This is a genomic window from Parasphingorhabdus flavimaris, from assembly GCF_013371215.1.
Classification (GTDB): Bacteria; Pseudomonadota; Alphaproteobacteria; order Sphingomonadales; family Sphingomonadaceae; genus Parasphingorhabdus; species Parasphingorhabdus flavimaris.
In genome coordinates this window covers 309,243-322,567 of sequence record NZ_JABWMH010000004.1, presented here as the reverse complement: position 1 = coordinate 322,567, position 13,325 = coordinate 309,243, and the positions used below count along the sequence as shown (strand labels likewise).

The following is a 13,325-nucleotide window of genomic DNA, read 5'->3' as shown; positions in this document are numbered from 1 at the left end:
CATGTCCACTGTGCCAGCCACCAGCCGAATCGGCCTCGTTCAGGCGCTGATCGCTTGTGTGTTTTGGGGCCTGATGCCCGTCTATTTCAAGCTGCTGCAAAGCGTCGACGCACTGGAAGTCGTCGCCCACCGGATCATCTGGTCGGTACCGCTGCTGCTTGTCATTCTCTATTTCCGAAAAAATCTAGCCGGTCTGGCCGTAGCCTTTGCGAATCGCAAATTGCGCTGGGCGATGCTGGCCAGTTCCTGCCTGATCGCCGCAAACTGGCTGATCTATGTCTGGGCGGTGCACGGGGATCATATTCTTGCCGCCAGCCTCGGCTATTTCATCAGCCCCTTGCTCAGCGTCTTCCTCGGCCGGATATTCCTCAAGGAGCAGATGTCCCGCAACAAGTGGATTGCCATTGCTATCGCTGCTGCGGGGGTTTCGGTGCTGGCGGTGCAGGCGCTCGACACGCTCTGGATCAGCCTGGCTCTGGCGAGCTCCTGGGGCCTCTACGGACTGGTCCGCAAGGTGGCGGACATCGGACCTATTGTAGGGCTGACGGCCGAGACCGGAATCCTGTTCGTGCCGTTCATCCTGTTTCTGGTCTGGCTGACGGTTGGCGCGTCGCCATCCACCGCGAGCGTGCATTTCACCGACGACCGGATGATCGATCTGCTGCTGGTCGGCGGTTCGATCGTTACCGCAATCCCGCTGCTGCTATTCGCTTCGGCGGTCAAGAAAATGACCCTCGGCGCGATCGGACTGCTGAACTATCTCGCGCCAACGATCCAGTTTCTGGTCGGCGTGTTCATTTACAACGAGACGCTGACGCCGTCGCATCTCATATGCTTCCTGTTGATCTGGACCAGTCTGGCGCTCTATTCGACCGACACCATCCTGACGGGCAGGACCGCCCGGAAAGCGAGTGCCGGTCAGGCCTGAACGACCCGCCAGCCCAGTTCGGAACCGGCATGAAAGGGAACCAGAGCGGACCCGACAGCCTCGAGACTGTTTGGAACCGTCAGGCTGGTCCGCTCCAGGGTCACCCGTTCTTCGTTGAGCGGCAGACCGTAGAAATTCGGACCGTGCACGGACGCAAAAGCCTCCATCCGGTCGAGCGCCGCTTCTTCGTCGAACACTGCCGCATAGCTTTCCAGCGCGTAGGGCGCGTTGAAAATTCCGGCGCAGCCACAGGCGGATTCCTTGGCGTGGACTTCATGCGGGGCGCTGTCGGTACCCAGGAAATATTTCGCAGATCCCGAGGTCGCCGCCTTGCGCAGGGCCAGCCTGTGCAATTCCCGCTTTGCCACCGGCAGACAATAAGCATGGGGGCGAATGCCACCGCTGAACATTGCATTGCGATTGATGTGCAGATGATGCGGCGTGATCGTTGCCCCGACATTGGGACCGCAGCTGTCGACAAACTGGACCGCTTGCTCGGTGGTAATATGCTCGAACACAATCTTCAGGTCAGGCAAGGCGCGGATCAGTCCATCCATGATCCGCTCGATGAACACCGCTTCGCGATCAAATATGTCGATCTCGCTATCGGTCACCTCGCCATGCACCAGCAGCGGCATCCCGATATCCTGCATCCGCTCGAGCACCGGCATGATATGTGCCACGTCCGTAACCCCGTGCGCGCTGTTGGTCGTGGCGTTGGCGGGATAGAGTTTTGCAGCGGTAAAAATGCCGTCCGCATGCCCCTTTGCAATATCGTCCGCATCGGCATCGTCGGTGAGATAACAGGTCATCAGGGGCGTAAATGCGGAACCGCCGGGCAAGGCAGCCATGATGCGCTCCCGATAGACAGCCGCGCTGGCAGCACTGGTCACCGGCGGCGACAGATTGGGCATGATGATGGCCCGGGCAAATTGCCGGGCGGTAAATGGAGCAACCGCTTCCAGCATTGCGCCATCGCGAAGATGTACGTGCCAGTCATCCGGACGGCGAATAGTAATCGTATCGGTCATATAGCTCCGCGCAAGGCTTGGTTTTTCGTTTCGCACACCCTACCTAAATGCCATGACCGAAACCAGACTTAATGAACGCGCCATCATCCGTCTCTCGGCAACGGACGGGTCCGAAGACATCCGGCAGTTTCTGCAAGGGCTGGTAACGCAGGACACCACCGCTGTCGCGACAGGCGCGCCCCAATGGGCTGCGCTGCTCTCCGCCCAGGGAAAACTGCTGTTCGATTTCTTTCTCTGGGCCGACGGCAACGACATATTGATCGACTGCGAGAAGGAGCATGCCGAGGGACTTGTCCGTCGCCTGAAACTCTATCGGTTACGCCGGAAGATCGAGATCGCTCTGGATGGTTCACTGCAAGTACACTGGGCTTTGGCAGCCGAAAACAGGCCCGTCGATCCCCGACTGGCCGCGTTGGGATACCGCTGGCTGGACGACCCAAGCAATGGTGAAAGCGCGGACGAAGAATATCGAAAGCACCGCCTGTCGCTCGGCGTGACCGAGGGAATTAATGAGCTTGGCAGCGACAAGACCCTGTGGCTCGAATGCAATGCAGCGGAACTGAACGGCGTCAGCTTTACGAAGGGCTGCTATGTCGGACAGGAAAATACCGCGCGGATGAATTACCGGCAAAAGGTCAACCGGCGGATGGTGGTAGTGCCGATCGAATCGGCCGATGAAAAGCGGCAGCGTATCGCTTACCCGGCCTATGGCCTGTCGGTCGAACATCGGCGCGTCGACGATCTGCAGGCGCTCGATCTTCCCGATTGGCTAAAAGCAGCTATCTAGAACCGCAATCGCCCGAACCGGAAATCGGTCGGATCATTTCAGAATATGCGACGAGCGCCAGCCTTGGCTGGCATGCCCGCCGCTATTATCCTGGAACCGCCCGGATTTAGGCGATATCGCCTTCTTGAACCGGTTGTGGCTTGGGCACCCGCTTCTTGCGCGCCGGTTTCTTTTCGACTTCGACCTCGGCCGAGCGCGAAATCGCTGGTGGCAAGGCACTGGCATCCAGACCGTTGCTTTCACCGTTCTTTTCCGTTGCGTCGCTGCGGGCTGCTACATTTTCAACCTTACGGGGACGCCGGCTGCGCACCGGTTTTTTCTCTTCAGCCGCTTCACTGGTGACAGCGTCGTCACGATCGGCATGATCGTTGCGATCATCCCGCTGTGGCCGGTTTTGTTGCGATTGCTGTGGCCGACCACGACTATTGTCGCCGTCATTGTCGCCGGAATCGTCCTGATTATTGTTGTTGTTGCGATTGTCGGGGCGCGATTCCTCGCGAGCGATCCGCTGTTCTTCGCGGCGCGCGATCGTATCGGCGTTCACCCGGAAATAATGGTCCGCAAATTGGTGATAATATTCGGCCTGGACGCGATCGCCGTTGACCTGCGCGTCCTGCGCCATTTTCTTGAACTTTTCGAGCATCTGCGCTGCATTGCCACGCGCACGGCTGTCGATCCGGTTATCGCGGTCTGATCCACCGCTGCGATTGCCCTGAGGGCGGTTATTATTATTGGTGTTCCGGCCGCGCCCACGGCGGCCAGGTTGACGATTGTTCATCAAAGTTAAGGTATCCTTATACCGTTAATAAACTTGGTCTTTCTCAAGTTATAGCCACGCTCTGGTGACGATTGCGCTGCAGACAACCCGTTTGCAGCGGCCCATACAAGACAAAACTCGCCGCGAACCAGCAATATTATCAAGTTGGGGGCAGGCCAGCGATTTAGGGAAAAAGCCAGAAATCATCTGGGCCTGAGCGAGTCTTAGCGACTCGTCCCGTCAAAACCAAGCCCTTTTTACCGGCGCAAGATTAACAAACGGTCATTGCCGCCTAAATCCTGCTTTAATTCAACGTGATAGCCATTTGCCGTCGCTATTTCCGAAACCGGATTTGCCTGATCAAATCCAATTTCAAGCAATGCCAATCCCGTCGGGGAAAGCAGCTTTGCGAGCGCAGGCATGATGATCCGGTAGTCTGCCAGCCCGTCTTTGCCGGCGAACAGCGCCTGATGGGGTTCGAACCCGGCGACATCCCTGGACAGAATGGCGTCGGTCGAGACATAAGGCGGGTTGGCGAGGATCAGGTCGAAACCGGACCCGGGGGAATCGGTCCAGTCCGGCGTTTTCCAGTCGATCAACAGGAACCGGGTCCGGTCGGCCAGTCCCAGCGCATCGGCATTATTATGGGCAATTTGCAGTGCAGCAGCACTCGCATCGATACCGACACCGCTGGCCCCGGGAAATTCGCTCAACGCCGCAAGGACCAGCGCACCGCTACCCGTACCGAGATCCAATATCTTTTGTGGCTGCCGCGCTGCAAAGGCACGAACCGCCTCCTCGATCAGCAATTCGCTATCGGGACGGGGGATCAGCACGTCCGGCGTGACCTGAAAGTCGAGTCCCCAGAATTCCTTCTTGCCGATGATATGGGCAACCGGCTCGGATTGCCGGCGCCGCTCGACCAGTGCGGAAAATGCGGCCGGGGCAGTCAATTCGGGCAGTTTGAGCAGCAGGTCAGCCCGCTCGATCTGCAGCGCGTGCGCCAACAGCAATTCTGCATCAAGCCTGGGGCTGTCGGAAGTTTCGCCAAGTGCCTGCGTTGCTTCGCGCAAAGCTGCCGCAGCATCACCCATCCAGATTGGCCAGGCGGCTTGCCTCATCCTCGGCGATCAACGCATCGATCAGCTCGCCCAGCGCGCTGCCCTCGATGATCTCGGGAAGCTTGTGCAGCGTCACGTTGATCCGGTGGTCGGTAACCCGCCCTTGCGGATAGTTATAGGTGCGTATCCGTTCCGAACGGTCGCCCGAACCGACCATCGACTTGCGCGCTTCCGCTTCCTCGCTCTGGACCGCCGCGCGTTCCTGCTCGTAGAGCCGCGCCGCCAGCACCTTCAGCGCCTGCGCCTTGTTCTTGTGCTGCGACTTGCCGTCCTGGCACTGCACGACAAGACCGGTCGGCAAGTGGGTGATGCGGATCGCGCTGTCGGTCTTGTTGACATGCTGTCCGCCGGCGCCGCTCGCCCGATAGGTGTCGATCCGCAGGTCTTCGGTGCGAATCTTGATGTCGACCTCTTCCGGCTCGGGCAGGATCGCCACCGTCGCCGCGGAAGTATGGATCCGCCCGCCGCTTTCGGTTTCCGGCACCCGCTGGACCCGGTGGACACCGGATTCGAACTTCAGCTTGGCGAACACGCCCTTGCCCTGGATATTGGCGACAACTTCCTTGAATCCGCCGACTTCCGAAGCATTGGCGGAGATCAAGTCGACCTTCCAGCCCTGCAGCTCGGCATAGCGGCTATACATGCGGTACAGGTCGCCCGCGAACAAAGCCGCTTCGTCGCCGCCGGTGCCGGCCCGGATCTCGATCATCGCCGGCCGGTCGTCAGCCGAATCCTTTGGCAACAGCTGCAGCGCCAGGGCATGTTCAGCCTTTTCCATTGCCTTCTTGACGCCATCCACCTCGTCGGCGGCCATAGCCCGCATCTCGGCATCGTCCCCCGCGAGCATTTCGGCCAGTTCCTGCTGCTCGTCGCGCAGTGCCTTGACCCGTGCCGCAGCTTCTGCGACCGGCTCGATCTCGGCATATTCCTTGGAGACCGCGACGAACTTTTCGCTGTCGAGATCGCCCGAAGCCATCATCGCCTGCAACTCGGCAAAGCGCGCCTCGATCTGGGCGATCCTCTGGGGAGTGATGGTGGTCAATCGTTCTCTCCCGCTGCCGGCACGTCTTGCTCCAGCGTCAGAAGTTCGGAGTCGAGATCGTCCAGATCGTCGGAAAATCTCAGCTCCCACATTTTTTCGATAATTTCCGGGACATCAAGTGCGGTCTGCTCGCCGCTCGCCAGATTCTTGAACTGCAGCTTGCCGGACGCCAGTTCGTCTTCGCCGATGATGATCGCCGCCAGAGCGCCGACCTGATTGGCCCGCGCCATGCGTTTCTTGAATTTTCCGCTTCCGAAGATATCGGCCGAAAATCCGGTCTTGCGCATCTGGTTGGCCACCGACAGCGCCTTGACCGTGGCCTCGTCCCCCATCGGTACGATCGCTATCTCCATCGAAGCTTCGGGCACTTCGGTGAGCAGCATCCCCAGCCGCTCGATTCCGGCGGCCCAGCCGACCGCAGGGGTCGCCGGACCACCGAGAGTCTCGATCAAGCCATCATAACGTCCGCCAGCCAGCACCGTGCCCTGCGCGCCGAGCCGGTCGGTGACAAATTCAAACGCGGTGTGGCGATAATAATCGAGACCCCGCACCAGACGGCTGTTGCGCGTCCAGGCCACGCCGCAGGCGTCCAGCCCTTCGGTGACCTGCGCGAAAAACTCTTTCGCTTCGCTGGACAGAAAGGCGTCGATATCCGGCGCGCTATCGGCGATCGGCCGGTCCTGCCGTTCCTTGCTGTCGAGAATGCGCAGCGGGTTGCGGTCGAGCCGGTCCTGGCTGTCTTCCGACAGGTCCTTGCGATGCGCCTGGAAATGTTCGACCAGAGCGCCCCGCCACGCATCACGGCTTTCCGCGTCACCCAGGGTATTCAGTTGCAAGGTCACGCCGTCGGCGATGCCCAGTTCCTGCAAAAGCTGGTCGGCAAAGCAAAGCAGTTCGACATCCGCCGTGGCTTCGCTAGCGCCGATAATCTCGGCATCAAGCTGGTGAAACTGGCGATAACGGCCTTTTTGCGGGCGTTCATAACGGAATATCGGACCATGGGCGGAGAGCTTGAGCGGCATGTGCTGCTGCCAGCCGTTGGTCAGGAAAGCGCGCGAGATGCCCGCGGTATATTCCGGCCGCAGGGTCAGACTGTCGCCACCGCGATCCTCGAACGTGTACATTTCCTTCGACACCACGTCAGTGGTCTCGCCGAGCGAGCGGGCAAAGACCGCGGTCGGTTCGAATACCGGCATTTCCACGCCTTTGAAACCATAGAGCCGCCGCACATGTTCAAACGTTTCCACGACATGCTGGAACCGTTCCTGCTCTTCGCCGAATATATCCTGGGTGCCGCGCACCGGCTGGGGTGTCTGTATCTTTGCCATGGGAGCGCTTTAGCCAGAGATAGGGCAAAGCGGAAGTGGCTTATTTCCACCAAAGCCTCTGGACGAGAGATGCAAAAACCGCCATTCAGACCCGCTTATCACTATAGAGGTTTTCTGCGCATGCGTCTGGTTGGCATCTTGGGCCTGATCTTGGCCCTCAACATTTCTACTATGGCGGCCGCGATGCCGGACAGCCTCAGCAAACCAGACTATGTTCCGCCGCAGGAAACCATCCCCGCGCTGCAGGATATTGCCTATCCCGGCACAATGACCTTGGCGGTCGATGCCACCAATCATGAGCAGGGCATATTCCGCGTAACCCAGACCATACCGGTCACTCCGACAGCAGCGGAAACCGGTCGCTTCACCCTGCTCTACCCCGAATGGCTGCCCGGCAATCACGCTCCGCGCGGCGAGATCGAGAAGGTTGCAGGGCTGGAATTCACCGCTGACGGACAGAAATTGTCATGGGTCCGCGACGATGTCGATGTCTTTGCCTTTCACCTGACGATCCCCGAAAATGTCGGCACGGTCACGGCAAGCTTCCAGTTTGTCTCGGCCACCACCAGCAGCCAGGGCCGGATCGTCATGGCGCCATCGATGCTAAACCTGCGCTGGCATCAGGTTTCACTTTACCCCGCGGGCTATTATGTACGCCAGATTCCGGTGGTGGCGACCGCTATCTATCCCGATGGCTGGCAGGCCGCCAGCGCGATGCGTCCGGCATCGCGGACCGGCAGCACGGTGGTCTATCAAGAAACCGATTATGACACGTTGGTCGACAGCCCGGTCTTTGCCGGTCAATATTTTCAGGCCCACCAGCTGACCGGCCGCGTACACCTGAACATCGTGTCGGATGATGCGAAATTTCTGAAGCCGGAAAAGCAACATATCGCTCCGCACATCAAACTGGTGAAAGAGGCAGAAGCCCTGTTCGGCAGCCATCCCTATGACCGATACGATTTTCTTCTCGCGCTGACCGAAGACATGGGCGGCATTGGCCTGGAGCATCATCGTTCGTCCGAAAATGGTGTGGATCGCGAATATTTCACCGGTTGGGATAGCGGACCGGGCCGCCGCAACCTGTTGCCGCATGAACTCACCCATGCCTGGAACGGCAAATATCGTCGCCCGCAAGCCATGTGGACCCCCGACTTCCGGCAACCGATGCGCGACAGCCTGTTGTGGGTCTATGAAGGCCAGACGCAATTCTGGGGCTATGTCCTCGGAGCGCGGTCGGGACTTTATTCAAAACAGGATACGCTCGATGCATTTGCGGCCATTGCCGCCGGCATCGACCAGAGAGTCGGGCGCAGCTGGCGTCCGCTGATTGACACGACTCATGATCCGATCATCGCTGCCCGGGGGGCCAAGCCGTGGTCGAGCTGGCAGCGGGCCGAAGATTATTATAATGAGGGCCTGCTGATCTGGCTCGAGGCCGACCAGATCATCCGGCGCGAATCGGGCGGCAAGAAATCGCTCGAGGATTTTGCCCGTGGCTTTTTCGGCGGCAGGAATGGCGACTGGGGCGTGTCCACCTATGAACAGGCGGATGTCATCGCTGAACTTGCCAAGGTGCAGCCCTATGACTGGGAAGCGTTCATCGAAGAGCGCGTCCATCGTACCACAGCGGAAGCGCCCAAGGATGGACTCGTCCTCGGCGGCTACCGGCTGATCTATGTCGACACGCCAAGCGCTTATATTCTGGCCAACGACAAGCGTCGCAAGCAAATTGACCTCAGCCACAGCGGCGGCCTGATCATGGGCAGCAAGGGGACGATAAAATCGGTGATCTGGGACAGTCCGGCGTTCAGGGCCGGCCTGAAATCGGGACTCACCATCTCGGCCGTCAACGGCAAGGCCTACAGCGATGAGGCGCTAAAGCAGGCGATTGAGGATAATCGCGGCGGTGAAGGCAAGATCGATATTTTCGCGAAAAATGGTGATGCCTATCATAATTTTATGGTCGACCATTCGGATGGCCTGCGCTATCCGGCGCTCGAGAAAATCACCGGAGAGGGTGTTGATCAAGAAGGCGGCATAGACCGGCTGTTGCAGTCGAAAACCAGATAAGGACCTCCTTTTCCATGGATATTAACAAAATTCCGATCGGCGATAATCCGCCGGAAAGCCTGAACGTCGTCATTGAAGTACCCGTTGGCGGCGAACCGGTTAAATATGAATTCGACAAGGAATCTGGCGCGCTTTTCGTCGACCGTATCCTGCACACCCCGATGCGTTATCCGGCCAATTACGGCTTCATCCCGCACACGCTATCGCCCGATGGCGACCCGCTGGACGCGCTGGTTGTGGCCCGCTCGCCGTTCATGCCCGGCTGCGTAGTGCGCTGCCGTCCGATCGCGGTGCTCAATCTCGAAGACGAGCATGGCGGCGATGAGAAATTGCTCTGCGTGCCGATCGATGCGACATTCCCTTATTATCGCAAGATCGACGAAGGCAGCCATCTGCCCGAAATCGTGATGCAGCAGATCGAGCATTTCTTCACCCATTACAAGGATCTGGAACCCGAGAAATGGGTCCGGGTTGGCAAATGGGGCGATGCCGAAGAAGCCAAGCGCGTCGTGCTTGAAGCCATCGAACTGGCGAAATCCAAGAAATGAGCGCGATCCGGCTGATCTTGGGGGTGACGGCACTATCGGCTCTGGCCGGTTGCGCCACCCCCGAGACCCGAGTGCGCAACGGGTTGATGAGCGCGGGACTGTCAGCGCCGATATCTGCCTGTATGGCAGACCGGATGGTCGACCGCCTGTCACTGGTCCAGCTCAACAAGCTCAATGGCCTTGGCAAGCTCAAGAAACAGAAGCCGGGCGATGTGACCTTCAACGAATTTGTGAAGCGGACCCGCTCGCTCCAGGACGCAGAAATAGTAGGTGTTGTAACCAGTTCCGGCGTTGTTTGCGCGGTCAAATAGCCATCTGGCCAAAAATGCCTGCAGGATTCGCACCTGTTATCAAAGCGAGGGCTGGAATTCCCTATCCAACTATGCTTTAGCCCTGCACAAGACTCACTATTTCCACCAACGAAAGGCATAGCCTCTCTCTCATGAACATTCACGAATATCAGGGCAAGGAACTGCTTGCCAAACACGGCATCGCCGTTCCTGCCGGCTATGCCGCGCTCTCCGTTGAAGAAGCGGTCGCCGCAGCCGAAAAACTCCCCGGACCGCTTTATGTGGTCAAGGCTCAGATTCACGCCGGCGGACGCGGCAAGGGCAAATATAAGGAACTGGGTCCCGATGCCAAAGGCGGCGTCCGGCTGTCGAAATCGATCGACGATGTGCGCGCCAATGCCGAGGAAATGCTTGGCAACACTCTGGTGACCATCCAGACCGGTGACGAAGGCAAGCAGGTCAACCGTCTCTATGTCACCGACGGCGTCGATATCGAGAAGGAATTCTATCTCTCGATCCTGGTCGACCGGGCCAGTGGCCGCGTTGCGATGGTTGTCTCCACCGAGGGCGGCATGGATATCGAGGACGTCGCTCACAACACGCCGGAGAAGATCAAGACGATCACCATCGATCCGGCGCAGGGCTTCATGCCGCACCATGGCCGCACTCTGGCCTTTGCACTGGGCCTGGAAGGCGACCTCAACAAGCAGGCGCAGAAGCTCGGCAAGAAACTCTACGAAGCCTTCCTCGCGATGGATTGCGAAATGGTCGAAATCAACCCGCTGGTGGTCACCGAAGACCAGCAGCTGATCGTGCTCGACACCAAGATGAGCTTCGACGGCAACGCGCTGATGCGTCACCCCGACATCGCCGCGCTGCGTGACGAAACCGAAGAAGATCCGGCAGAAGTCGAAGCCAGCAAATCCGATCTCGCCTATATCAAGCTCGACGGCAATATCGGCTGCATGGTCAATGGCGCCGGTCTGGCAATGGCGACGATGGACATCATCAAGCTCAACGGCGCTTTTCCTGCCAACTTCCTCGACGTGGGCGGCGGCGCGACCAAGGAAAAGGTCACATCCGCGTTCAAGATCATCCTCGCCGATCCGGCGGTCGAAGGCATTCTCGTCAACATCTTTGGCGGCATCATGAAATGCGACATCATCGCCGAGGGCATTGTCGCCGCGGCGAAAGAAGTGGAACTGGATGTGCCGCTGGTCGTTAGACTGGAAGGCACCAATGTTGCGAAGGGCAAGGAAATCCTCGCCAATAGCGGTCTGCCTATCGTGTCGGCCGATGATCTGGGCGATGCAGCAAAGAAGATTGTTGCGCAGGTTAAAGCAGCAGCCTGAACGGACGATAAATTAAAGGCCGTTCGTCCTGAGCCTGTCGAAGGATGATGGAGTGCGTAATTCCGTACTTCGACAAGCGCAGTACGAACGGGACCTGCCCTTGTGGCAAAATCGCAAATGCTGCACCGCAGCGCAAAAACTTGACGTTTACGTGAACGTAAGTTAATCGCGTAGTGAAATTAAAAAGAGGAAACAGCAATGAAAATCCTGGTGCCCGTAAAACGGGTCATAGATTATAACGTAAAACCGCGGGTCAAATCCGACGGCAGCGGCGTCGATCTCGCCAATGTAAAAATGTCGATGAACCCGTTTGACGAAATCTCTGTCGAGGAAGCCATCCGCCTGAAAGAGGCCGGCAAGGCAGAAGAAATCGTCGCGGTTTCGGTTGGCCCGCAAAAGGCACAGGAAACCCTCCGCACGGCGCTCGCCATGGGCGCAGACCGCGCGATCCTCGTCGTAACCGACGAAGAAGTCGAGCCACTGGGCGTTGCCAAGATCCTTGCCAAGATCGTCGAGGAAGAACAACCGAAGCTGGTCATCACCGGCAAGCAGGCGATCGATGACGACAGCAACCAGACCGGCCAGATGCTCGCAGCCCTGCTCGGCTGGGGCCAGGGCACCTTTGCCAACACCGTCGAACTCGACAGCGACTCCATCACCGTCAAACGGGAAATCGATGGCGGCCTGCAGACGGTCAAGCTGAACCTGCCCGCCGTGGTCACCACCGACCTGCGGCTCAACGAACCGCGCTATGCTTCGCTGCCGAATATCATGAAGGCAAAGAAGAAGCCGATGGACGAGAAAACCCCCGCCGATTACGGCGTCGACATCAGCCCGCGTCTCACCACCATCACCGTCACCGAACCGCCGGTTCGCCAGGCCGGTGAAAAGGTCGAAGACGTCGATGCGCTGGTCGCGAAGCTGAAAGCCGTCGGCGCGATTTAACCGTTGGAGCCCGATCACCCCCGTTCATCCTGAGCTTGTCGAAGGAGGGTGGGACAAGGTGCTTCGACAGGCTCAGCACGAACGGTTTGGAACAGGAATTTAAGGAGTTAAACCATGAAAACTCTCGTACTCGTAGAACATGATAACGCCAATATGAAAGACGCGACGCTGGCCGTTGTCACCGCCGCGTCGCAACTGGGCGAAGTCCACGCGCTGGTCATCGGCTCGGGCTGCGGCAGCGTTGCCGAACAGGCCGCCAAGGTCGCTGGCGTTGCCACCGTCCATGTCGCCGACGATGCGTCGCTCGCCAACCAGCTCGCGGAAAATGCCGCGCCGCTGATCGCCAGCCTGATGGAAACGCACGACGCGTTCCTCGCGCCCGCCACCACCACTGGCAAGAATATCGCTCCGCGCGTCGCAGCCCTGCTCGACGTGATGCAGATCAGCGACATTCTCTCGGTCGAAAGCGAAGACACGTTCACCCGGCCGATATACGCCGGCAACGCAATTGCTACCGTGAAATCCTCGGATGCCAAGAAAGTCATCACCGTGCGCGGTACGGCGTTCGACAAGGCGGCAACAGAAGGCGGATCCGGCACCATCGAAGCCGTTGGCGGCGCATCCGACGCCGGCCTGTCCAGCTTCGTCAGCGAGGAAATCGCCAAGTCCGAACGTCCCGAACTGACCAGCGCCAAGATCATCGTCTCCGGCGGTCGCGCCCTGGGTTCCGGCGAGAAATTCGAGGAAGTGATCACCCCGCTGGCAGACAAGCTCGGCGCCGGCATCGGTGCCTCGCGCGCTGCGGTCGATGCGGGCTATGTCCCGAACGACTATCAGGTCGGCCAGACCGGCAAGATCGTCGCTCCGGAAGTCTATATCGCCATCGGCATCTCCGGCGCGATCCAGCATCTCGCCGGCATGAAGGACAGCAAGATCATCGTCGCGATCAACAAGGACGAAGACGCGCCGATCTTCCAGGTCGCCGATATCGGGCTTGTGGCTGATTTGTTTGATGCGGTTCCGGAACTGACTTCGAAGGTCTGAAACACTCCCATCAGCAAGACAATAAAAAACCCCGGTGTGAAAACACCGGGGTTTTTTAATTCGCCTGTCCTGTCTGGAA

13 protein-coding genes are annotated in these 13,325 nt (G+C 58.9%); 8 read left to right on the top strand and 5 right to left on the bottom strand.

All coding sequences use genetic code 11. The features are described from left to right. The first annotated feature begins 1 nt into the window (after position 1). The gene (gene rarD, locus HUO14_RS14300) at positions 2-928 is read left to right on the top strand and encodes an EamA family transporter RarD (RefSeq protein WP_176280501.1); all 927 of its coding nucleotides are present in this window, start codon (positions 2-4) and stop codon (positions 926-928) included. Here rarD and pyrC read toward each other — a convergent pair. After that, positions 919-1,959, bottom strand: coding sequence for a dihydroorotase (pyrC, locus tag HUO14_RS14295; protein WP_176280500.1), 1,041 nt, complete (start codon positions 1,957-1,959; stop codon positions 919-921). The genes rarD and pyrC overlap by 10 nt on opposite strands. Before the next feature lie 52 nt (positions 1,960-2,011). On the opposite strand from pyrC, the gene ygfZ reads away from it, so the two are divergent. Next, a complete protein-coding gene (gene ygfZ, locus HUO14_RS14290) occupies positions 2,012-2,746 on the top strand; it encodes a CAF17-like 4Fe-4S cluster assembly/insertion protein YgfZ (RefSeq protein ID WP_176280499.1) in 735 nt (244 codons plus the stop codon). Between the two features lie 106 nt (positions 2,747-2,852). On the opposite strand, the gene HUO14_RS14285 is transcribed toward ygfZ, so the two are convergent. The 4 genes from HUO14_RS14285 to hisS form a co-directional block, all read right to left on the bottom strand. Then, positions 2,853-3,527 (bottom strand): DUF4167 domain-containing protein, encoded by a 675-nt coding sequence (locus HUO14_RS14285; RefSeq protein WP_425500491.1) that lies wholly within the window; start codon positions 3,525-3,527, stop codon positions 2,853-2,855. Positions 3,528-3,760: 233 nt separating this feature from the next. After that, complete coding sequence (prmC, locus tag HUO14_RS14280) at positions 3,761-4,597, bottom strand: peptide chain release factor N(5)-glutamine methyltransferase (RefSeq protein ID WP_176280497.1); 837 nt, start codon at positions 4,595-4,597, stop codon at positions 3,761-3,763. Then, positions 4,590-5,666, bottom strand: a complete 1,077-nt coding sequence (prfA, locus tag HUO14_RS14275; protein ID WP_176280496.1) for a peptide chain release factor 1 — start codon at positions 5,664-5,666, stop codon at positions 4,590-4,592. The genes prmC and prfA overlap by 8 nt, the downstream gene beginning before the upstream one ends. Beyond that, positions 5,663-6,994 (bottom strand): histidine--tRNA ligase, encoded by a 1,332-nt coding sequence (gene hisS / locus HUO14_RS14270; protein ID WP_176280495.1) that lies wholly within the window; start codon positions 6,992-6,994, stop codon positions 5,663-5,665. The genes prfA and hisS overlap by 4 nt, the downstream gene beginning before the upstream one ends. Positions 6,995-7,114: 120 nt before the next feature. On the opposite strand from hisS, the gene HUO14_RS14265 reads away from it, so the two are divergent. The 6 genes from HUO14_RS14265 (at position 7,115) to HUO14_RS14240 (ending at position 13,246) form a co-directional block, all read left to right on the top strand. Next, the gene (locus HUO14_RS14265; protein WP_176280494.1) at positions 7,115-9,067 is read left to right on the top strand and encodes a M61 family metallopeptidase; all 1,953 of its coding nucleotides are present in this window, start codon (positions 7,115-7,117) and stop codon (positions 9,065-9,067) included. A 14-nt stretch (positions 9,068-9,081) separates the two neighbouring features. After that, entirely contained in the window at positions 9,082-9,615 is a 534-nt protein-coding gene (gene ppa, locus HUO14_RS14260) for an inorganic diphosphatase (protein ID WP_176280493.1), read from the top strand. Beyond that, positions 9,612-9,926 carry a hypothetical protein gene (locus HUO14_RS14255; protein WP_176280492.1) on the top strand — a complete coding sequence of 105 codons (315 nt, stop codon included), beginning with the start codon at positions 9,612-9,614 and terminating at the stop codon, positions 9,924-9,926. The genes ppa and HUO14_RS14255 overlap by 4 nt, the downstream gene beginning before the upstream one ends. A gap of 131 nt (positions 9,927-10,057) precedes the next feature. Beyond that, a complete protein-coding gene (gene sucC / locus HUO14_RS14250; protein ID WP_176280491.1) occupies positions 10,058-11,257 on the top strand; it encodes an ADP-forming succinate--CoA ligase subunit beta in 1,200 nt (399 codons plus the stop codon). Between the two features lie 198 nt (positions 11,258-11,455). Continuing rightward, entirely contained in the window at positions 11,456-12,202 is a 747-nt protein-coding gene (locus HUO14_RS14245) for an electron transfer flavoprotein subunit beta/FixA family protein (RefSeq protein WP_176280490.1), read from the top strand. A 114-nt stretch (positions 12,203-12,316) separates the two neighbouring features. Then, positions 12,317-13,246 (top strand): electron transfer flavoprotein subunit alpha/FixB family protein, encoded by a 930-nt coding sequence (locus HUO14_RS14240; protein WP_176280489.1) that lies wholly within the window; start codon positions 12,317-12,319, stop codon positions 13,244-13,246. Positions 13,247-13,325: the final 79 nt, after the last annotated feature.